Annotated in this window: 19 protein-coding genes and 1 tRNA gene; 10 read left to right on the forward strand and 10 right to left on the reverse strand. The window is 56.0% G+C overall.

Annotated features, from left to right (window positions below):
* From Q0O33_RS05585 to Q0O33_RS05615, 7 genes are all read right to left on the reverse strand, one after another.
* Nucleotides 1-77, reverse strand: a tRNA-Arg gene (locus Q0O33_RS05585).
* Between the two features lie 56 nt (nt 78-133).
* The gene (locus Q0O33_RS05590; protein WP_295497170.1) at nt 134-655 is read right to left on the reverse strand and encodes a DUF1254 domain-containing protein; all 522 of its coding nucleotides are present in this window, start codon (nt 653-655) and stop codon (nt 134-136) included.
* A complete protein-coding gene (locus Q0O33_RS05595; protein ID WP_295497172.1) occupies nt 652-1,227 on the reverse strand; it encodes a DUF1214 domain-containing protein in 576 nt (191 codons plus the stop codon). Before Q0O33_RS05595 ends, Q0O33_RS05590 begins: the two co-directional genes overlap by 4 nt.
* A 37-nt stretch (nt 1,228-1,264) precedes the next feature.
* The gene (ppdK, locus tag Q0O33_RS05600; RefSeq protein WP_295497174.1) at nt 1,265-3,925 is read right to left on the reverse strand and encodes a pyruvate, phosphate dikinase; all 2,661 of its coding nucleotides are present in this window, start codon (nt 3,923-3,925) and stop codon (nt 1,265-1,267) included.
* Nucleotides 3,926-4,008: 83 nt separating this feature from the next.
* A complete protein-coding gene (locus Q0O33_RS05605) occupies nt 4,009-4,536 on the reverse strand; it encodes a cytochrome b/b6 domain-containing protein (RefSeq protein WP_295497176.1) in 528 nt (175 codons plus the stop codon).
* Nucleotides 4,537-4,644: 108 nt separating this feature from the next.
* On the reverse strand, nt 4,645-6,885 hold the full coding sequence (gene glyS, locus Q0O33_RS05610; protein WP_295497179.1) for a glycine--tRNA ligase subunit beta: 2,241 nt from the start codon (nt 6,883-6,885) through the stop codon (nt 4,645-4,647).
* The gene (locus tag Q0O33_RS05615; RefSeq protein WP_295497181.1) at nt 6,882-7,769 is read right to left on the reverse strand and encodes a glycine--tRNA ligase subunit alpha; all 888 of its coding nucleotides are present in this window, start codon (nt 7,767-7,769) and stop codon (nt 6,882-6,884) included. The genes glyS and Q0O33_RS05615 overlap by 4 nt, the downstream gene beginning before the upstream one ends.
* 155 nt (nt 7,770-7,924) lie before the next feature.
* On the opposite strand from Q0O33_RS05615, the gene Q0O33_RS05620 reads away from it, so the two are divergent.
* The 4 genes from Q0O33_RS05620 (at nt 7,925) to Q0O33_RS05635 (ending at nt 10,586) form a co-directional block, all read left to right on the forward strand.
* A complete protein-coding gene (locus tag Q0O33_RS05620; protein ID WP_295497183.1) occupies nt 7,925-8,137 on the forward strand; it encodes a helix-turn-helix transcriptional regulator in 213 nt (70 codons plus the stop codon).
* Entirely contained in the window at nt 8,130-8,780 is a 651-nt protein-coding gene (locus tag Q0O33_RS05625; RefSeq protein ID WP_295497185.1) for a hypothetical protein, read from the forward strand. The genes Q0O33_RS05620 and Q0O33_RS05625 overlap by 8 nt, the downstream gene beginning before the upstream one ends.
* A gap of 56 nt (nt 8,781-8,836) precedes the next feature.
* Nucleotides 8,837-9,787, forward strand: a complete 951-nt coding sequence (locus tag Q0O33_RS05630; protein ID WP_295497187.1) for a TraB/GumN family protein — start codon at nt 8,837-8,839, stop codon at nt 9,785-9,787.
* An 85-nt stretch (nt 9,788-9,872) separates the two neighbouring features.
* On the forward strand, nt 9,873-10,586 hold the full coding sequence (locus tag Q0O33_RS05635) for a CPBP family intramembrane glutamic endopeptidase (RefSeq protein ID WP_295497189.1): 714 nt from the start codon (nt 9,873-9,875) through the stop codon (nt 10,584-10,586).
* Here Q0O33_RS05635 and Q0O33_RS05640 read toward each other — a convergent pair.
* Nucleotides 10,583-11,635, reverse strand: coding sequence for an LD-carboxypeptidase (locus Q0O33_RS05640; RefSeq protein ID WP_295497191.1), 1,053 nt, complete (start codon nt 11,633-11,635; stop codon nt 10,583-10,585). The two genes, Q0O33_RS05635 and Q0O33_RS05640, sit on opposite strands and share 4 nt — an antisense overlap.
* Nucleotides 11,636-11,652: 17 nt before the next feature.
* Nucleotides 11,653-14,607: a TonB-dependent receptor gene (locus Q0O33_RS05645; protein WP_295497193.1), complete on the reverse strand. Its 2,955-nt coding sequence runs from the start codon at nt 14,605-14,607 to the stop codon at nt 11,653-11,655.
* 188 nt (nt 14,608-14,795) lie between these two features.
* Between Q0O33_RS05645 and Q0O33_RS05650 the strand changes: the two genes are divergently transcribed.
* The 6 genes from Q0O33_RS05650 (at nt 14,796) to ychF (ending at nt 19,946) form a co-directional block, all read left to right on the forward strand.
* Nucleotides 14,796-15,233, forward strand: coding sequence for an Rrf2 family transcriptional regulator (locus tag Q0O33_RS05650; RefSeq protein ID WP_295497195.1), 438 nt, complete (start codon nt 14,796-14,798; stop codon nt 15,231-15,233).
* Between the two features lie 143 nt (nt 15,234-15,376).
* A complete protein-coding gene (locus tag Q0O33_RS05655) occupies nt 15,377-16,153 on the forward strand; it encodes a sulfite exporter TauE/SafE family protein (RefSeq protein WP_295497197.1) in 777 nt (258 codons plus the stop codon).
* 109 nt (nt 16,154-16,262) lie between these two features.
* Nucleotides 16,263-16,874 (forward strand): 50S ribosomal protein L25/general stress protein Ctc, encoded by a 612-nt coding sequence (locus tag Q0O33_RS05660; RefSeq protein ID WP_295497199.1) that lies wholly within the window; start codon nt 16,263-16,265, stop codon nt 16,872-16,874.
* Nucleotides 16,875-17,030: 156 nt separating this feature from the next.
* On the forward strand, nt 17,031-17,603 hold the full coding sequence (pth, locus tag Q0O33_RS05665; RefSeq protein ID WP_295497200.1) for an aminoacyl-tRNA hydrolase: 573 nt from the start codon (nt 17,031-17,033) through the stop codon (nt 17,601-17,603).
* A 150-nt stretch (nt 17,604-17,753) separates the two neighbouring features.
* Nucleotides 17,754-18,749, forward strand: coding sequence for an SDR family oxidoreductase (locus tag Q0O33_RS05670; protein WP_366048319.1), 996 nt, complete (start codon nt 17,754-17,756; stop codon nt 18,747-18,749).
* 96 nt (nt 18,750-18,845) lie between these two features.
* Entirely contained in the window at nt 18,846-19,946 is a 1,101-nt protein-coding gene (ychF, locus tag Q0O33_RS05675; protein ID WP_295497201.1) for a redox-regulated ATPase YchF, read from the forward strand.
* Nucleotides 19,947-19,971: 25 nt separating this feature from the next.
* On the opposite strand, the gene mutL is transcribed toward ychF, so the two are convergent.
* Entirely contained in the window at nt 19,972-21,804 is a 1,833-nt protein-coding gene (gene mutL, locus Q0O33_RS05680) for a DNA mismatch repair endonuclease MutL (protein ID WP_295497202.1), read from the reverse strand.
* Nucleotides 21,805-21,906: the final 102 nt, after the last annotated feature.

Below are 21,906 nucleotides of genomic sequence, written 5' to 3' on the forward strand. Positions count from 1 at the left end.
TGGTGCACCCGGAGCGATTCGAACGCCCGGCCCTCAGATTCGTAGTCTGATGCTCTATCCAGCTGAGCTACGGGTGCACTGGAGCGCCGCTATTAGGGACGGCGGTAAAGTTGTGCAAGACCTAATTTGACGTTTAAACTTGCTTGCACGTCGATTTTCGGCGGATTGCGTCTACGGCCGGAAATTCGGATGGATTGGCAAGCAATATACGCACCAGTGCAAGGCCCCGGTCATAGCGCAAAAGCACAGGTTCATATCCCGCTGGTGCCATTTGCCCCTGCTTAATCAATGCAAGGCGGGCGGGCGCGCCTTTGGTATCGCGATCGCTCCGTACGGCGGCAACATCCGTTCGCGCATCGAAGATGCTGACAGACCAATAGCGCCCGGGAACAGGTGTGACATCGACCAGAACAGGCCCCTTCGACAGGTCAAATACACAGGTCGAATAGGATAAATCTGGGCTTGGCCGGACGATCGGTTGATTGTCGGCAGTCGCCATTTTTGAAAAGACAAAACGGTTCGACGCGCCGTCACCACCGATCTTTTGAAGCGCCGCATACATCAACGCATAAGGCGTTGCCAGCAAAGTAGATTGGTAAGCACCCAAAGCGACAAGGCCGCCCGCCAATATCGGAAATATCCAGCGCCGCATCATGCACATCCTTTACGTTCAATGACGGGGAGTTTTGCTTTTTCAGGATTGGCGATGACCTCCGGCGAAGGATGATATAGCCGCAGGGTGAGATCAAAGGCCTTTGCTGATCCCGTTGGCAGCCAATTGCCAGCCTGCGCATCCGGCGATACCGTGAACGCCCATCGCCCTTGCGCGTCTGCTTTCACTGCGCTTGCTGCAACCGACCAACGGTTGGCCGCATTTTTCACAAGCCAACCTTCGCCTTCATACAAGGTAACGCTCCACCAGCGGCCATCCAGCGTTCCGCCGCGCACATCATAACTGCAGCGGCCGTCCAGCTTGCGGCCATTGCTGTCGCGGCTGGCGGTGAAATACATAGCCTCTTTGGCAGGCAGGGCCATCAGGCCTGATAAAGCGACCTTGGCGCGGGTGAGCGCTCTTGCATCCACCGTTCCGAAGCTTTTTCCTGTCTCCCAAGGTCCATTGGGAACGAGGCCATCGTTTAAGCCGCCGCGCACCTGATGTACCGCAAAGGCCGCGCCGCCGACGAGCCCAAGTGCCATAACAATGACATATCTTTGCCAAGCCTTCATAATCCCTCTCCTCAAGATCGAATGCTAGCCAATTACCTTAGCCATTGGCAAGCGCCGCCTGCGCCGCCGCAAGCCGTGCGATGGGTACGCGATAAGGCGACGCGCTAACATAATCGAGGCCCACTTTTTCACAGAAGGTGATCGATGCGGGGTCGCCGCCATGTTCGCCGCAAATACCAAGCTTGATCTCCGGACGCGTCGCGCGGCCCTTGTTGGCGGCAATCTCGATCAATTGGCCAACACCTTCGACATCCAAGCTGACGAAGGGATCACGGGCATAAATGCCCTTGTCGACATAATGCGTTAGGAAACGTGCGGCATCATCGCGGCTGACGCCCAAGGTGGTTTGCGTCAGGTCATTGGTGCCAAAGCTGAAGAAGCTACCGACTTCAGCAATTTCGTCGGCCATCAACGCCGCGCGGGGTAGCTCGATCATGGTGCCAACGAGATATTCAATCCGCTTACCCTGTTCGGCAAAAACGGCTTCTGCGGCCTTGTCCACGACATCCTTCATCAGTTCCAGCTCACGGCGCGTGCCGACGAGCGGGATCATGATTTCGGGCACGGGTGCAACGGCAAGGCTGCACGCGGCTTCAAAAATCGCGCGCGCCTGCATCTCGTAGATTTCGGGATAAGTTACGCCCAAGCGGCATCCGCGATGGCCCAGCATAGGGTTGAATTCATGCAATTCGGACGCCCGTTGTTTCAATACCTCAACGCCGACGCCCGCGGCTGCCGCAACCTCAGCAAATTCGCTTTCGTGATGCGGCAGGAATTCATGCAAGGGCGGGTCAAGCAAGCGAATGGTGACGGGAAGGCCCGCCATGACTTCGAAAATCGCGGCAAAATCCTTGCGCTGCTCAGGCAGTAATTTGTCGAGCGCAACCCGGCGGCCCTTTTCATCATCCGCAAGGATCATCTGGCGCACAGCGGTAATGCGTGCGGCATCAAAGAACATATGCTCGGTCCGGCACAAGCCAATGCCCTCCGCACCGAAATCGCGCGCGGTTTGCGCGTCGGACGGGGTTTCGGCATTGGCGCGGACCTTCATCCGGCGACCCGCATCGGCCCAGACCATCAATGTGCCAAAATCGCCTACCAATTCGGGCTGAATTGTCGGCACTTCGCCCGCCATCACTTCGCCGGTCGAACCGTCCAATGTCAGGATGTCGCCTTCTTGGAGTGTACGTCCAGCGATGCGCAAAACTTTGGCAGCAGCATCGATTTGCAGGCTGCCTGCGCCCGATACGCAAGGGCGGCCCATGCCACGTGCTACAACGGCGGCATGGCTGGTCATTCCGCCGCGCGCGGTCAATATGCCCTTGGCGGCGTGCATGCCGTGAATATCCTCGGGGCTAGTTTCGACACGGACCAATATGACCGCCTTGCCCAATTCGTTGAAGCGTTCGGCGGTGTCGGCATCAAAGACGATCTCCCCCGATGCCGCGCCCGGTGACGCCGGCAGGCCAGAGGTCAGCACATCGCGCGGCGCTTGCGGATCCAGCGTCGGGTGCAGCAACTGGTCCAGCGCCATCGGATCAATGCGCAAAACGGCCTCGTCGGTCGTGATCATGCCAGCCTGCGCCATATCAACGGCGATTTTCAAGGCGGCCTTCGCGGTGCGCTTGCCCGAACGGGTTTGCAGCATCCACAATTTCTCCCGCTCAACGGTGAATTCGATATCCTGCATATCGCGATAATGGGTTTCCAGGATTTCAAACACGCGCGCCAATTCGGCATATACCGTCGGCATAGCCTCTTCCATCGACAGCGGCTTTGCGCCTGCACGTTCGCGGGCGGCCTTGGTCAGATATTGCGGGGTGCGTATCCCTGCGACAACATCTTCCCCCTGCGCGTTGATCAGATATTCGCCGTAAAAGGCGTTCTCGCCCGTTGCCGGGTCACGGGTGAAGGCAACGCCTGTCGCTGACGTTTCGCCCATATTGCCAAAGACCATCGCCTGCACATTGACCGCAGTGCCCCAGTCGCCCGGGATATTGTTCAGGCGGCGATAGACCTTTGCCCGGTCCGATTCCCATGATCCAAACACCGCGCCGACCGCGCCCCATAATTGGTCATGCACATCTTGCGGAAATGGCTTGCCCCATTCGGCAGCCACGAGGCGCTTATACTCGGCAACCAAAGCCTTCAAATCATCGGCGGATAATTCGGTATCGAGATAGAAGCCGCGATCTTCCTTCGCGATTTCCAACGCCTCTTCAAACGCTCCGTGATCCAGTTCCAACACCACATCGGCATACATTTGAATGAAGCGGCGATAGCTGTCCCACGCGAAGCGCGCATCACCCGACGAAGCGGCAAGCCCTTCGACTGTCTGGTCATTCAACCCCAGGTTCAACACCGTATCCATCATCCCCGGCATCGACACCCGCGCACCCGAACGCACCGACACCAGCAACGGATTGGCCGGATCACCAAAGCATTTGCCCGTTACCCGCTCAATATGCGCAAGGCCATTGGCGACTTCGGCCCGAACGCTGTCGGGGAAGCTTTGGCCATTGGCATAATAAGCCGTGCACATTTCGGTCGTAATCGTGAAGCCCGGCGGGACAGGCAAGCCAATCGACGCCATGCCATCCAAATTCGCGCCTTTGCCGCCCAAGATGTTCTTATTGCCGCGAACGGTTTCGTCACCATCCGAAACACCGCCACCGAACCGATATACATATTGGGTCATCCCGCAGCCATTCCTTTTACTTGGCTTTAATACTTGGTCGCCGTTGTGCAGTGCAGCGCATCGGAGTCAAGTCTGGATGGCGGTTATTTTCCGGATTTGTTGGCGAATAACATAAAGCGCGCCAAGGGCCATTTGAATGATAGCAGATACAAGACATGGAGCACGACCAGCGCAATCGCCAGATTTGCGAGATATTCATGCGCTTCTTCGGTAATCTCGCCGGATTCATTTTCGCGGCCTGCGCTTTCATGCTCGCCCGAGAGGGAAAAGGAAGTAAGCGCGCAGGGTTGCAACGCGCGCCCCTTGTCCATCATGATACCCGTGCCCGTGGCACCGATTACCGAAAGGGCGATTCCCGCCAATAGGACTTGGCTAATGACAGGATGGGTCATGATACCCTGTAGATGCAAATCTTTGAACGAGGGGTGGAAGCGCGCAAGCCCCAATTGCGGCGCGCCGCTCACAGCCCAAATCAGCCGGAATACAATAAGAACAGCCACGCCATAACCGAGCCATGCATGGATCAGGCCCATTTCCGCAGAAAAATAGGCCGCCAAAACGGTCAGCGCGAGTACGCTATGAAAAATACGGATGCGGTGCATGACGGCCATTGGGATGTTCCTTTGATCAGGAAACAACTCAAGCCCCCATTCGGCCCCGATGGCATTGATTTAGATCACACGCCGCCATGCTGAACATGTTCAGCGTGCCGTCAGACCCTATCCCTCAATCTTCGAAAAATCGGCCACGCGGCTGACCGCATCGCGGAACCGCGCGAGTAAGCCCAAACGAAACGCCCGCTTGGCCGGATCCGGATCATTGACCATCACGCCTTCAAAAAAGGCATCTATAGGCGCGCGCAAAGTCGCCAATGCCGCCATTGCGCCTTCGAAATCTTCGACGGACAAGGCGGCAGCGGCCTTGGGCTCCGCCGCGTCAAGCGCAGTGCGGAGAGCACTTTCGTCGCCACCCAAGTCCGCGTCGCTCCAGCGTAGGCTGGAGCCTATCTCGTCTGTCGTTTTAGACTGTGACACGTCATGGGCCCCAGCCTGCGCTGGGGCGACGGACGTTTTTTCTGCACCGTCGGCCTGCTTCAATATGTTCGCCGCACGTTTATACGCCGCCAACAGGTTCGCACCCTCAGCGGTCGTGATATAGGCCTGCAAAGCCTTCACCCGCGCCAGCAGCCGGACAAGATCATCCTCACCGCCAAGGCTAAAGACCGCGTCGATGAGGTCGTGGCGGACGCCAGCTTCGCGTTGTTGGACTTTTAGGCGGTCGGCGAAGAACTTCTGAAGTTCACCGATGATTTTGGGAGTGCTTTCGAGGGGTTCAGGATAGGCGTTGTGAGGCTTATCCCAAGCGTAACCAATCTGAATTTGGTTCCAAGATTGAGACCAAAACCGGCGCTTAGTGATGTCCATCACAGATTCTTCTGGTCCGATAAAGTTGATTAAACCAGCGAGTATAGCGGCTATATCGAAGCGAACATTATTCGTCTGAAGCAGGGCCAGCACACCGAAGGCTGAGCGCCTGAGTGCGAACGGATCTTTGGAACCTGTTGGAGCTTGGCCCATTGCAAAAAACTGGGCAATACTATCCAACTTATCCGCCAAACTCACCGCCACCGTCACCGGCGCAGTCGGCACATCATCGCCCTGCCCGACGGGCTTATAATGGTCGCGAATGGCGTCGGCGACGGCGTCGCTCTCACCTTGCGCGCGGGCGTAATAGCCGCCCATGATGCCCTGCAATTCGGGGAACTCGCCGACCATGCCGGTGACGAGGTCAGCCTTGCACAAACGCGCCGCGCGTTCGGCGGCATCGGCAGTCGCGCCCTTGACGATACCCTCTTCCACCAGCCAACGTGACAGCTTAGCAACGCGTTCAACCTTATCGGCAACGCTGCCCAATTTTTCGTGGAATGTGATCTGCGCCAATTTCTGCGCTTGGCTATCCAGCGCAACCTTAAGGTCCTGTTCCCAGAAGAATTTCGCATCGGACAGACGCGCGGCCAGTACCTTTTCATTGCCTGCAACAATCGCTGCGCCGCCATCATGCGCATCAATATTCGCGGTGCAGACAAAAGCGTTGGCAAGCTTGCCAGTGCTGTCATGACAGACAAAATATTTCTGGTTTACGCGCGCGGTCAATTGAATGACCTCTTGCGGCACGTCCAGAAATGCGGCGTCGAAGCGGCCAAGCATCGGCACAGGCCATTCGGTCAGGCCCGCATTTTCGATGACCAGACCTTCATCTTCCACCAAGGTCAGGCCAGCAGCCTGTGCCGCCGCCTTTGCACCGTCACGGATGATACGGCAGCGTTCGGAAAAATGGACGAGGACATAAGCAGCGCGCAGCTTCTCGATATAATCGCCAGCGTTGCCGACGGTAATAGCACCGCTGTGATGGAAGCGATGACCCATCGTCTCCGCGCCGCTGACAATGCCGTCAATGTCGCAATGCACCACCGCATCGCCGAGCAAAGCTACAATGCCCTGCAATGGGCGCACCCAGCGCAGGCTTTCGGTCGAAACCGATGCTGCGCCCCAGCGTTGCGATTTCGGCCATGGGAAGGCGCGGATGATCGCGGGGATCGCCTCTGCCAAAACATCTGCCGTCTGACGCCCTGCCTTTTCAACTACCGCATAATAGACGCCATCGCGTTCGACCAACTGGTCTTGCGAAAGGCCGCTTTTTCGCAGAAACCCTTCCATCGCCTGCGGCGGCGCACCGACCTTTGGCCCTTTCGTCTCTTCAGACACAGCCTCAGTCGCCAATGGCAAGCCAGTCGCGATCAACGCAAGACGGCGCGGCGTGGCAAAAACTTCGACCGACGCTGCAGAAAGCCCAGCCTTGGTCAACGCATCGTTAAACAGGCGGGCCAAGTCTTCCTTGGCCTTCACTTGCATCCGCGCAGGGATTTCTTCGGAGCGCAATTCAAGCAGGAAGTCGGTCATACTGCCCACCCATTCTTTTCCATCCATGCTTGGCAACTGCCTTTGGCAAGGTCGCGGACGCGGCCCATATAGCTTGCGCGTTCCTGCACAGAAATAACGCCGCGCGCTTGCAATATGTTGAAGATATGGCTCGCCTTGATCGCTTGCTCATAAGCGGGAATGGGCAAAGCATGTTGCAGGCAACTTTCGCATTCTGCCGTCGCTTTTTTGAACGCATCAAACAACATGTCGGTGTCGGCAACTTCGAAATGATAGGTGCTCATCTGCCGCTCATTTTCGCGGAAAATGTCCCCATAAGTCACCGCCGGACGATCCGCCGTTGCGTTGTTATACACAAGGTCGAAAATGCTGTCCTTGTTCTGGATATACATCGCCAGACGTTCCAGACCATAAGTCAGCTCACCCGAAACGGGTTTGCAGTCAAAGCCGCCCATTTGCTGAAAATAGGTGAACTGCGTCACCTCCATGCCGTCGCACCATATTTCCCAGCCAAGGCCCCATGCGCCCAGCGTTGGGCTTTCCCAGTCATCTTCGACAAAGCGGATGTCGTGGAGCAAAGGATCAATACCAATCGCCTTTAACGAACCGAGATACAGCTCCTGCAAATTGGGCGGGCTTGGTTTCAGGATTACTTGATATTGATAATAAGCGCCCAGCCGATTGGGGTTTTCGCCATAACGGCCATCGGTTGGTCGGCGTGATGGCTGCACAAAGGCGGCGTTCCATGGGTCCGGCCCCAGCGCGCGCAGGGTCGTGGCCGTGTGGAACGTGCCAGCACCCATTTCCATGTCATAAGGCTGCAATATCGCGCAACCCTGCTTACCCCAATAAGCATGAAGCGTGAGGATCAGATCCTGAAAACTAAGTGGAGCAACGTCGGACATGGCCAGCCATTGGCGGAGAAGCGGCGCTAAATCAAGGTTATGAATAAGCGCACGGGTTTTTGTCAGTGGTGCATAGCATTATGTAAGGTGTTGTTGACATTATGTGCAAATCGAATTAGTAATGTTTACATGACACAAAGACACCGACACCTGACATGAAAAACCAGCTCAAAGTGCTGCGCGCGATGCGCAACTGGAGCCAGGCCGATTTGGGCGAGCATCTCGATGTCTCGCGCCAAGCGGTGAATGCGATTGAAACGGGGAAATATGACCCCTCGCTGCCACTGGCGTTCAAGATTTCACGGTTGTTTGATTTGCCCATCGAACAGATTTTTGATGACGAATTTGAAGGAGGGGACAATGTTTAATGCGGATGAAAATGGTGGCCGTAATGCCCTTCGTATTTTGGGGATGATATTTTGCGGCTTTGGCATAATCATGCTCTTAGGCGCCATCACGGGATTTCTGTCTGTACATATGGCGGAAGGTGGCGGCCCGCTAAATTTAGCTGGCTATGCTATTTTAGCGGCGCTCATAAGCGTCACCCTCGTGCTTGCATTCGCCATCTGGAGATTGTTTCGCCAAATGAAGCGCAGCGACCAAAAAGTGCCGCAACGTGAAAAAGTCTACAATCGTTTCTTAATTGGGAGCTTTTTATTTGGCGGCGTCACCGGCCTCGTCCTCGCTCTGACAGGCAGTTTTGACGAAACAGAAGCCGGTCTGATTTCCAATGATGCCATGTCACCCATGCTCGCGATCATCATGTCGGTAGCTATTGGCGTCTTCATGCCTGCCGTTACTTTCTACTGGCATAAAAATCTTGTCGATGAACAAGAAGAGGCTGCCTATCGCTTTGGCGCGCTCATCGCGATGTACGCCTTTTGGTTCATCGCGCCAGTCTGGTGGTTTCTGTGGCGCGGGGGCATGTTGCCCGAGATAGACGGCATAGCATTGTATTTTATAACAATTTTTGTTGCCCTAATTGTCTGGTTCTGGAAAAAATATCGTTAATGATCGGTCCAAGTTCGTCGAAATAGTTTTCTATCTCTCGTTAAAGGAGAATATCGATGCGTATTTCTTTGAAGTCCTTATTGGCCGCCACCACAACATGCGCATTGGCATGGGCAGCCCCCATCGCGGCACAAAACACACCAACTGAGGCACCGGCATCGGTGGAGGCACTTGACCCCGTCAAGGCACCGCCTGCCGTCAAGGATGTCGATCCGGCCTTGTGGGTCATCAAAGACGCCGATACCACCATTTACCTGTTCGGCAGTGTCCATATCTTAAAGCCAGGTCTTGGCTGGTTTGATGATGGCGTAAAGACGGCTTTCGACAGTTCGGACCAATTGGTGCTGGAACTGGTCGAGCCGCCCGCAGCAGAGGTCCAAGCCTTGTTTGGCAAGTTTGCGATGGATCAGCAGGGCAAGTCATTGCGTTCCAAAATGAATGATGCGGACAGCGCGGTGTATGACGCAGCCATGGGTAAGCTTGGTATTCCAGCACCTGCTTTTGACCCATTTGAACCATGGGCGGCAGGCATCACTATGTCCTTGCTGGCAATGCAGAAATCTGGCTTTGACCCCAATAGCGGCGTTGAAAAACAACTGACCGCGGCGGCGAAGGTTAGCAACAAGCCCATCGCCGGACTTGAAACTATGGAGTTTCAGCTTGGGGTATTCGATACCCTGCCCGAGGCTGAACAAATCGCATTTTTAATCGAAACGGCAAAAACGATTGATGACGTAGGCAGCACCACCGACAAGATGGTCGCCATGTGGGCATCGGCGGACACCGAGAGCCTTGCCCAACTTATGAACGAAGGCCTGACCAGCCGGACATTGTATGATGCCTTGCTGACCAATCGGAACGCCAATTGGGTGAAATGGATTTCAGCACAGATGAAAAAGCCGGGCGTGACATTCATCGCCGTTGGCGCAGGGCATCTAGCTGGCCCAACAAGCGTTCAGGCCTTGCTTCCGGCCTATGGCCTCACTGCAACACGGGTGGCCTATTAAGCTTTGATGTGTAAACAAAGGAAGGTCGGGCCAAGAACGCCCGGCCTTTTTCGTTTTGTGCAAGGTCGATATGGGAAAAATACAAATGGGCAATCCTGCGATGGCCGGAATAAAACAAGGGCCTTTTCCCACTTTGTTGCCGACCTTAGGCTTCATTCTGTTGTACTTCGCCCTGCAAGGGGTGAGCACGGCCGTCATCATCGCCGCGACGCAAGGCGCATCGACCACACCAGAGCCTATTTCGATTATCTGGGGACTGCTTGCATCCGCCGTGATTCAATTATCCCTGATGGGACTATATCTGCGCAAAGACACGCGAGCGGTGGCATTGGGCCTAACTGATTTTGGTAAGATCCCGCTGCACAAGGCAAGCGGGCTTGCCATACTATTAGTGGCCACTGCAATGGCATTCAACTTCATCTATGCGACCTACATTATTCCGGGTGTAGACATGCAAGCGGACATGGCAAAAATCCTAGCGGGCATTGAGCGGACGCCGTTGAACATGGCGGCCATGTTCTTCGCCATCGCAATTGCCGCACCAGTGGTGGAAGAGCTACTGTTTCGGGGTTTTCTACAAAATACGCTGACGAAATATGTGCCGGTTTGGGGCGCTATCTTTTTGTCATCATTGCTGTTCGCCTTGGTGCATTTGCAACCCTATGCGATCCCCGGCCTCATGTCGTTGAGCATTGCCTTTGGCTATCTCTACCACCGCACAGGGTCACTGCGCACCAACATCATTTTGCACATGGCGAACAACGTCTTTGCACTATGGGTCTCGCAAGTTCTGAATTAGACTACGACGGGTTCCAGCAAGCGCAGCGTTCCGGCGTCGGCATCAATTTCCGCAATGCCGCCGACAGGCAGCGTAAATTGGTCCGTGATATGCCCGAAAAACGCCCCCTGATAAGCAGGGATGCCCAAGCCGCCCAGATGTTGCGTCAATACGTCATTCAACGTGAACGCGCCATAGCTGGTGCCTTTGTTCACGCAGTCTGTGCATTGCCCAAACACGACGCCTTTCAGGTTCTTCAGCACACCTGCCTGCCCCAATTGCGTGAGCATGCGGTCAATGCGATATTCCGCCTCATCCACATCTTCGATGAACAAGATCGCGCCGTCGAAACTGGGCAAATAGGGCGTGCCGACCAGCGCGGTCAGCACGGTCAGGTTTCCGCCGAGCAGCTTGCCCTGCGCCTTGCCATTGCCCGTGCCCAACACCCGCGTGCGCCAGCGGCGCTGCGCCATCCGGTCTTCGTCGCCAACGGGGTTGGTAAACAACGGCGTCCCTGCCTCAAACGCAATCTCGCGATATATGTCCCAAGACGCCTTGCCCCATGCACTGCCTGCGTTCGGGCCATGCAAGGTCACAAATCCGCCTTTGGCTGCAATCGCCATATGCAAGGCCGTGATATCACTGAAGCCTGTCAATAATTTGGGATTGGCGCGAATGATGTTCCAGTCAAGATACGGCAAAAGCCGCGCACTGCCCCACCCGCCACGCACGGCAAAAATGGCCTTCACATCTGGGTCCGCGAACATGGCGTTGATGTCGGCCGCGCGGTCCTTATCTTGGCCAGCCAGATAGCCATAGCGGTTCAACAAATGGGCCGCACGCTTGGGCTTTAGGCCCATGGCGACAATCGCCTCTTCCACCAATTGAATTTGAAATGGCTCATCGCTGGCCGACGCGGGTTCAATCAAGCCAACGGTATCACCGACACGCAACCGTGCAGGATTCCGCGCAGCCTTAGCCGCAGGCACGCCCGCGGCCAAAAGCGGCGAGGCCGACAGCATAGCTGCCAGCCCCGCCAGAATCTGACGCCGAGTTGCATTGATATCCATACTCGGCATGCCTTTACTTAGAACTTCGCTTCGATCGACAATGTGAACGACCGTCCGCGTGGGTCAGCGACCCGTGGTTCCCAGCTTGAGCCAGCGCCTGTGTTGCTATCATATGTAATCGCAAAGGGTGGGTCCTTGTCGAACACGTTACGGACGCCTGCGGTCAAGCGATATTGCTTGAGCAGGTCGAAGCTCACCGACGTGTTGTAGATCACATATGGCTTCACCTTCGGATTGAAATCTGGGCGGACCACAGTGCCATTGGCAATACCAGGCAAGGCTTGGTTGTTGTAACCGTCGCGATAGATTTGCGAGAAGTTGAAGGTGAAATCATCTTTCGTGAAGCTTACAAAAGCGCTGTGCTTCCACTTCAGACCCAAATCACCCGCAAAGGTGAACCGACCAATCAAGCTAGGTCCGAAGGGTGCAGATGGCAGAAACTTCTCACGCTTTTTCAGCTGATAGGTTCCGTCTAAGCCGGCATTAATGACGCCGCCAAAGGCATCAAGCCCGCCGCGCAACGCAACCTCAAGACCTTCTGTCCGGCGCGATCCGATATTGTCGGCACGCAAGTCAATCAAGGTAATGATATTGTTGGTGCGGGTCACGCGATCAGGGAAGAAGCTGATATTATCGAGCAACTGACGCAATGTCAGAGCGCCGATGGTATCATCAACCGCAATCGACCAGTAATCTAGTGACGCGCTGAACCGGCTGGATGGTTGAAGAACAATACCAACGCTGTGTTGCTTCGACGTTTCAGGTCCAAGGTTCAAGTTACCGCCAGACAGGGTCTCGGGCGTGATCGCCGAGCATCCGGGCAGCAAGCTGACGGTTCCGGTCGCACATGTTGTCGGATCAACCAAAGTGTTGCCTGGGTTTGGCGACTGCGTGACGCCGTTAAAAATCTGGTTGAATGCAGGGACGCGGAAACCAGTATTGAAGGAACCACGGAACATCAGCCAGTCAAGCGGCCGGTACTTGCCCGAAATCTTCGGGTTAACCGTCGAGCCAAAGCCGCTATAGTCATCAAGACGTAATGCGCCGGTCACTTCGAATGAATCGAACACTGGAACCAACACTTCGGCATAAGCCGCCTTCACCGTCCGGTTCTTTGGCGTCAGCGCGTTGTTATTGTCAAAGGCCACGTTGAAAATATCCGGCGTTCCAGTGACCGCCGCTGGCGATCCATTAAAGCCGTAGGTTTCGCGACGATAATCGACGCCAAGAGCGACCTGAACGGTGCCACCGGGCAGATCAAACAGCGACCCTGAAACCGAAGCGTCGAGTTGCTTTACTTCATATTTACCGCCGTAAAGCGTTACGCCTTCGGCGGAGATGGCATCCAATCCCGCCAATGCAGCTGCCGATTGCGTAAGTGAAAACGGATTGAGAATACCGCTGTTCAAAAGGCCAACAATACCGGGGCGCGTTGCGCCCGGCGCTGTGGGTGCGCGCGGATCAATACCGCCCGACACGGCACCGGCAACACCCGATGCGGTTGCCGCCGCCGCAGAGGAGAAGGTACCACGATAATGGTAGCCAGTGCCTAATAAAGAAGAAGATTCGCTTCGCGCGTATGATCCGCCGGCACGATAGTCCCAGCCATCCCATAATGGACCTTCGGCGCCTAGACCCGCACGCAATGTTTTGGTGTTGGTTTCATATTCACGCACGTCGCATGACGTACAACGCCAGCGATACGAAATCGGCTTGCCATAATTGGGCGCGATTTGCGGGAAAACGGCGACCAGCTTATTGTAAACATCGTTATATGTACCAGCCGTCGTCGCATTCAACGGATAATATAAGGGCAATGTCGAGTTATTGCCGGAATATTGGTTGTTGGAAAAACGCTTGGATGAATCGGCGTCTGACCCCGTGATTTCAGCATAAATTTGGTGGTCGCCAAATTTCGCTGTTGCGCGGCCATAATAGGTCAGCGTGTTCAATGGCTGCTGAAGCACAGCGGCGCGGCCAGTATCCCAAGCACAGGCAAAACGTGCCGAGGTATTTGCCCACAATTGGTCATCATAGGCCATGCCCCCATCCATGGATGCGCAACCTGCGCCGCCGGGGAGGTCAAGAATGTTGATCCCACCAGTCGCAGGAACAGTCGCGCCAGCCTCAAGCAAGGTAACGCCGCTCAACAAGGATCCTGTTGGCGCGAACAAGCTATTTGCGGTGGTTGGAAATGCAGTTGCAATTGGGGTTCCGCGGGTATCGACCGACAGACCGCGATTTGGCTGGTTGCCATTAACAAAGCCGCGTTCTGAACCGTTCAGGGCTTTATTGACGCTTCTGCTAACGGTGGCCAAGAGGTTGAAGCCGTCTGTGTCCAAGTCGCCATAACCACCTGTCGCGGACAGCCGATAAATAGCGCCGCCACCCGCTTCGGTCATGTCCGTGAAAGCGTTAAGCGCGAGGCCCTGGAAGTTTGTTTTGGTGATGAAGTTGATAACACCGCCGATTGCATCGGTTCCATAAATGGCCGACGCGCCGTCTTTCAGGACTTCAACGCGCTCAAGTGCTGCAATAGGAATTTGGTTCACATCGACGGCAGAGCCTGTCAAGCCGTGCGCCGCAACGCGGCGTCCGTTGAGCAACACCAATGTCGAGGCCGAACCCTGGCCGCGCAAGTTGGCGGCCGACAATCCGTTGGTGCCACGCTGCGCTCCTGAGGTTACGTCCGCATTGGACGCGAGGTTGTCCGCGCCGTTGCCGTTCGTGGACAAGAACGAAATCAGCTGTTCAGGGCTGTTAATTCCTTCACGCGTGAGGTCATCCGTGGTGATCACTTGCAACGGCAATGCACTCTTCGTCGGATCCTGCTTAATGCGCGATCCAGTAACGATGATCGCTGCACCTTCATCAGCAGTTTCAGCGGCACTTGGCGGCGATGCATCCTGCGCAAATGCAGGCGCAGTCAGGCAACTGGCCAACAACAATATCGCGGTTTTTGAATATTTCATAAATTTTCCCCTGGTAATTTTGGCTCACCCCTGAGCCTTTTTTATGGTGACAGGTTATTCCGGCGCATCAGGCAATGCAACTGCCTTTACATTTAATGACCCAAGAAACTGAATCCTATCCCATATTATTTGACGCTTTGTCTACTTGGCGGGTTGATAATTGACGGCGTGAGGCGCAAAGGGGGCGTATGCTGTCACAAAAAACCCGTTACGCCATTCGCGCAATGCAGCATCTTGCCGACCATTATGGAAATGGGCCTGTGCAGCTCGCCGACATTGCCGAAGCGCAAAAAATTCCACCCAAATTTCTGACTGTTATCTTGTCTGAACTATCCCGTTCCGGCTTGGTGGCGTCGCAGCGCGGCAAGGACGGCGGTTATTGGCTGGGCGTCTCGCCGATTGACATCAGCTATGGCGACCTCATCCGCATCATGCGCGGTTCGCTGGCATTGGTTCCCTGTGCGAGCCGCTACGCCCATGAAACGTGCAAAAATTGCGTCGAGGAAGAAAATTGCCGCACACGCGCGCTGATGCTTCAGGTACGGGACAAGACGGCCAATCTGCTCGACGGTATCAACCTGACCGATGTCGTGGATGCCGATATTTACCTGCAGGCGGCGGAATAAGCTTTTGAGCAGCTTCAGCTTCTGTTGCCGCTAAACCGCTTCTTTCGAGCGGCCAATAAAATACCAAGGTGCAAGTCTGTGGCTAATCAACTAAGGCCGCTTCATGCCGGAGCAATCGTGGACCCTGTCAGTGCGAGATTTGGATGATTGAATATATTGCCAATGTCGATTGGGCGTCAGTTGCGCCTTTCATCGCCGTCGGCTTTGCGGCGCAGTTGGTTGATGGCGCGCTGGGCATGGCCTTTGGCGTGATTTGCAGCACTTTGCTCGTCAGTGTCATGGGCGTCGCCCCTGCCCGCGCTTCCGCTGGTGTCCATTTTGTCGAGATGTTCACGACGGGCGCGTCTGGCATTAGCCATGTTCTACACAAAAATATCGATTGGAAGCTTTTTGCCCGCATTGCGATTCCCGGCGTCATTGGTGGCTGCACTGGGGCCTATTTGTTGGCGAGCGTGCACACCGATGCAGCCCGGCCTTTCGTTATGGGATATTTGACGCTCATCGGTTTCTACCTTCTGTATAAAGCATGGGGCTTCACGCATGAACATAAGCCGCGTGATCCTAAGGTCACCATGCCACTTGGCCTGATAGGTGGTTTTCTCGACGCCTCTGGCGGCGGTGGCTGGGGACCAGTGGTCACGTCCAACCTGCTGATCCAAGGCGCGGACCCGCGCAAAACAATCGGCACAGTTAATACCGCAGAATTTTTTCTGACCGTTGCGGTGTCGATGACCTTCATTCTAACGATAGGGTTGGAAGCCTTCACCGTCGTAACCGGCGGCCTGTTGATTGGCGGATTGTTGGCCGCGCCCTTTGGGGCAATGGTCGCCAAACGCATTCAACCGCGCCTATTGCTGTTCGCAGTCAGCATCGTCCTGATCGCAACAAGCCTATTCAGCCTCTACAAAGCGCTGGCGTAACGCGCCAACAAGCTTGCCTTTCGTGGGCAACCCGCATATAGGCGCCCGCTTGTCGTGCATGGTCATCCCTGGAGGCGTGGCGGCAAGGTAACTTTTTTGGAGAATCAACATGAGCGATCAGCTGACATTGTCGGCAGAGACGCGCGATCGGGCAGGCAAGGGAGCCTCCCGCGAATTGCGTCGTCAAAACCGAGTGCCCGCCGTCATTTACGGCAACAAACAAGAACCCGAACTTATCCACGTTGAAGAAAAGGCGCTCGTCAAATTGTTGATGACTGGCCATTTTTCTAACAGCGTCGTCGAGATCGAACTTGGTGGCAAAAAACAAATTACGATTCCAAAGGATGTTGCCTTTCATCCGGTCAGCGATCGTCCAACACATGTTGACTTCCTGCGCATCGTCAAGGGCGCAAAGGTCGATGTTGAAGTTCCCGTGATTTTCGTCAACGAAGACGCGTCACCCGGCCTGAAGCGCGGTGGTGTTTTGAACATCGTGCGTCATGAACTCGAACTGATCTGCGAAAATGACAAAATTCCTGACGACATCCAGATCGATGTTGCAGGCTTTGACGTCGGCGATTCTATCCACATCAGCCACGTAAAGCTGCCCAAGGGTTCGCAAAGCAAGATCACCGATCGCGACTTCACCATTGCGACCATCGTTGCACCATCGGCGCTTAAGTCGAGCGATGGTGACACGACAGTCGAAGGCGAAGCGTAAGCTTAATGCGACCAAGTCCCCCTCCCGCGTGCGGGAGGGGAGTTTTGTCTTTGGCTCTGTCCGGGGGACAGAGCTACAAAACTGGGAGGGTGAGGGAGCGCGTGGCAAGAGTCACCCGCCCCCAGCCCCTCCCGCCTGCGGGAGGGGAGACCAATCATGCAATTATGGGTAGGTCTCGGTAATCCAGGCGCCACCTATGCGATGCACCGCCACAATATCGGTTTCATGGCGCTTGATGCGCTGGCCGAAATTCACGAACTGCCGCTACCTGCCAAGAAATTCTTGGGCTGGGTGCAGGAACTGCGGCTTGGCTCCAACAAAATCATCCTCTTAAAACCCGCAACGTTCATGAACGAAAGCGGCCGCAGTGTGCGCGCCGCGATGGATTTCTACAAGCTTGAACCCAAGGATGTCACCGTCTTTTACGACGAGCTCGACCTTGCCCCATTCAAGGTGAAGGTTAAATTTGGAGGCGGCGCGGCGGGCCATAATGGCATCCGTTCGATCACCGACCATATCGGCGCAGACTTCCGTCGTGTCCGTTTGGGCATTGGCCATCCCGGCAACAAAGACCGCGTCACCGGCTATGTCCTCGGCAATTTTCACAAGAGCGAGATTGACGATCTGGCCGATTTACTCGGCGCTGTATCCGCCGAAGCCGATTGGCTGGCCAAGGGCGATGACGTCCGCTTCATGAACGACGTCGCCATGCGGTTGCAGCAGGATTAAAAAACTTACAGCGCGCTTAGCCGCGGACTTAGCCTTCCATTATTCCACATGGATCACCTTAACTGGAAAGCCCCAACGAACTGCAACGCTGGATGGACTCGCTTCACGAAGTTACATAGATAATTGTGTGTATCATCAGAGAGGAACCCCATGGACCCCATTTCGACAATCAACCGCAGGACATTGCTTGGCGCCGCTGCCGCTATCACTACTGCGACCACCATCGGCTCACCTGCAGTAGCGCAAGTCGCTGCGCCAGATCTTAAAGGCAGATCTATCCTTATTACCGGCAGCTCATCGGGTTTTGGCTATGCCGGTGCACTGCATTACGCCCGCGCTGGCGCAAAAGTGATTGCATCCATGCGCAATTTGCCACGGGCAGAAGCTGACAAGCTGAAAGCGACAAGCCAGAAGGAAAATCTGGATATCACTATTATCGAAATGGATGTGACGTCCGACGAGCAGGTTGCCAACGGTGTAGCTGAGGCCCAGCGGATTGCTGGGGGCGCCTTGGACGCGCTCATCAACAATGCTGGCATCGGCTTGACCGGACCGGTCGAGATGCAGGACATAGCCGCAACACAATTGATGTTCGATACCAATGTCTATGGCTGTCACCGTGTCGCGCGCGCTGTGCTGCCAGCCATGCGTAAGGCCAAACGTGGCCAAATTTTCAACATATCATCACAGCTTGGCCGCGTAATTTTGCCAGGCGGCGGCCATTATTCAGCAACGAAGTTCGCGCTTGAGGCGATGAGCGAGCAAATGGCGTATGAGCTTGCGCCTCATGGCGTTGAGGTAACCATCATTCAACCCGGTGGCTATCCAACCGATGTGTGGCGCAACCGCAATCGCTACACCGGCGAATTGCTCGCACGCGCTGATGAAGAGCGCAAAGCTGCTTATGCAATGTTTACGTCGCGCATGGGCACGGAAGATGGCTCAGGCCGAAGCGCCGATATCTTCGACGTGCCGCGCGCTATAGCCGAGATTATTGCTATGCCCGCCGGAAGCCGTCCGTTGCGTCAGATGGTACACCCCGTCGCCAAGCCGCAGGAGGCGATCAATAAGGTTTCGGCAGAAACGCAGCGCGCATGGCTTGGAAATTCACCTTATGGTCCGCTCATCAAGGCCGTGCATGATTAAGGACTGAAGCCGCCTCTGGTATTTTGTACCGCATGGCGCTACGGCGCGGCCAACGACGCGTCATCGCGGCACAATTCAGAATATCAAGGATATGTCATGGGTTTCAAATGCGGTATTGTGGGCCTTCCCAATGTGGGCAAGTCCACCTTGTTCAATGCGTTGACGCAAACGGCGGCGGCGCAAGCGGCAAATTATCCCTTCTGCACGATTGAACCCAATATCGGTAATGTCGCCGTCCCTGATCCGCGCTTGCAGACCATCGCCAAAATCGGTGGCAGTCAGAAGATTATCGAAACGCAATTGGGTTTTGTTGACATTGCGGGTCTTGTGCGCGGCGCGTCCAAGGGCGAAGGCCTTGGCAACCAGTTCCTCGGCAACATCCGCGAAGTAGATGCCATCGTCCACGTTTTGCGCTGTTTCGAAGATGACGACATTCAACATGTCGACAATAAGATCGACCCGATTTCCGATGCGGAGACCGTCGAAACCGAACTGATGCTGTCCGACTTGGAAAGCCTTGAAAAGCGGGTGCCGAACCTCATCAAAAAAGGGACTCAGGGCGACAAGGAAGCGAAAATCAGCGCGCTTGTGCTTGGCCGTGCTCTCGACCTGCTGCGCGATGGCAAACCAGCGCGCCTGACCAAGCGCGACGATGCCGAAGAAGAACGCCATTTCCACATGGCGCAGCTTTTGACCGCAAAACCCGTGCTCTATGTCTGCAATGTTGAAGAGGCCAGCGCCGCCATTGGCAATGCCTTGTCCGCCCGCGTCTTTGAAAAGGCCAAGGCCGAAGGCGCCGAAGCCGTCGTCGTATCCGCCGCGATTGAGGCCGAAATCTCAACGATGCCGACCGAAGACCGCGAAGTTTTCCTCGAAGATTTGGGCCTCACCGAAACCGGCCTCGCCCGCGTCATCCGCGCTGGCTATGAATTGCTCCACCTCATAACCTTCTTCACCGTCGGCCCCAAAGAAGCCCGCGCTTGGACCGTCACCAAAGGCGCAACCGGGCCCAATGCGGCAGGCGCGATCCACAGCGATTTCGAAAAAGGCTTCATCCGCGCCGAAACCATGGCCTATGAAGATTATGTCCAGTATAACGGCGAAGCCGGCGCGAAAGAAGCGGGTAAATGGCGCTCAGAAGGCAAGGAATATCTCGTCAAAGACGGCGATATAATGCTGTTCAGGTTTAATGTTTGAGTTGATGAAATGTCGGGAATGTCAGCTATTTCCGTCCAAATAGCTTCTCCACATCTCCCAATGCCAGCTTCACCCAAGTCGGCCTGCCATGGTTGCACTGGCCGCTATGCGGGGTGACTTCCATTTCGCGGAGCAACGCGTTCATTGCGGTGACGGAGAGCACGCGGCCGGCGCGGACGGAGCCGTGGCAGGCCATCGTTGCGGCGACATGGTCGATGCGTTCCTTAAGCGATAGCGCGTCGTCATAAGCCGCCAGATCGTCGGCGAGGTCCTCAAGCAAGCCTTTGGCATCACCATCGCCGAGCACGGCTGGCGTCGCGCGCACGAGCATTGCGCCGGGGCCGAAGCGTTCGACGTCCAGCCCAAAGGCGGAAAGCTCCTCTGCCCGCGCCTCAAGACGGTCGCAGGCGGGTTCTTCCAATTCCACGACAATGGGTAACAATAAGGCTTGCGATGGCACTGCGCCGCCTGCTGCTGCCATCGCCTTGCGCATACGTTCAAGCACCAGCCGTTCATGCGCGGCATGTTGGTCAACGATGACAAGGCCGTCTTCGGCCTCCGCCACAATATAAGTGTTGGCGACCTGTCCGCGCGCCACGCCGAGCGGGTTGCGGGCGCGTTCGGGGACGGGCGCGTGCGCTTCGGCGGCTCTGCCCCATAAGGGCGCCAGGTCTTCGCCGGGAATTGCACCCATATCGGCAAAGCTGCTGCGGCTTTCCTGCGCTGACGGATAAGCCGGACGCTGGCCATAATTTCCTTGGTAGGCAGTTGACCCAAGCGGTGTAGGCCGCGCAAATATGTCACCTTGCGCGGTTTGCATCGGTTCCTGTTGCCACGCCGCCAGCGCGTCGGCGCTTGGCCGTTGCACGCTGCGAATGCCAGATTGGTCGAGCGCATGGCGCAGGCCCGATACAATCATCCCGCGGATCAGCGCTGGATCACGAAAGCGCACTTCTGTTTTGGCGGGATGGACGTTCACATCGACCAAAGCTGGCGGCAGGTCGAGAAATAAGGCCACCACCGCATGCCTGTCCCGCGCCAACATTTCGGCATAAGCCCCGCGCACTGCGCCGATAAGGAGCCTGTCCTTCACCGGACGGCCATTGACGAACAGAAATTGATGGTCGGCGACACCACGATTGTACGTCGGCAGGCTGGCCACGCCGCCAAGGCGCACGCCCTCCCGCTCAAAATCCAGCGCCACGCTGTTGTCGATCAGTTCATGACTGGTGAGCGCGGCAACACGTTCGGGCCGCATCGATGTCGGCTGCACCGCCAAGACGCGCCGTCCTTCATGTTCGACAACAAAGCCAATGTCCGGCCGTGCCATCGCAAGCCGTTTCATCGTGTCGAGCGCGGCTGCATATTCGGCGCGCGCACTGCGCAGGAATTTGCGCCGTGCGGGCACATTGCCGAACAGATTTTCAACGCGCACCCTTGTACCAACGGGCAAGGCGGCAGGTCCTTCGCCTGTCACAACGCCATGGTCGACTGTCCGCGTCCAGCCCTCGGCTCCCGCCGGTCGGCTCTCCATCGTCATTTTGGACACGCTGGCAATCGACGGCAAAGCCTCCCCCCGGAAACCCAAAGTCGAGACCATCTCAATATCTTCATCGGGCAGTTTGGACGTCGCATGGCGTTCCAGCGCCAATGCCATGTCGGATGGGGACATGCCGCAGCCATCGTCGGTGACTTCCACCAGATCAATGCCGCCTGCGCTCAAGCGCACGGTTATGGTCCGCGCGCCCGAATCAATAGCGTTTTCGACCAGCTCCTTCAACGCGCTGGCCGGTCTTTCCACCACTTCGCCAGCGGCAATGCGGTTGACCAGATTTTCGGGGAGCCTTCTTATTGACATCCGCAGGTTCCTAGCCCAAGCGGACTGTTCAAGCGACTCCTTAATCGTCCGCAATCCAGCCAAATATCTGTTTTTAAAAACAGCAAATTCCGCTAGGACCGC

Source organism: Sphingorhabdus sp. EL138, assembly GCF_945862485.1.
In the GTDB taxonomy this organism is placed as follows: Bacteria; Pseudomonadota; Alphaproteobacteria; order Sphingomonadales; family Sphingomonadaceae; genus Sphingorhabdus_B.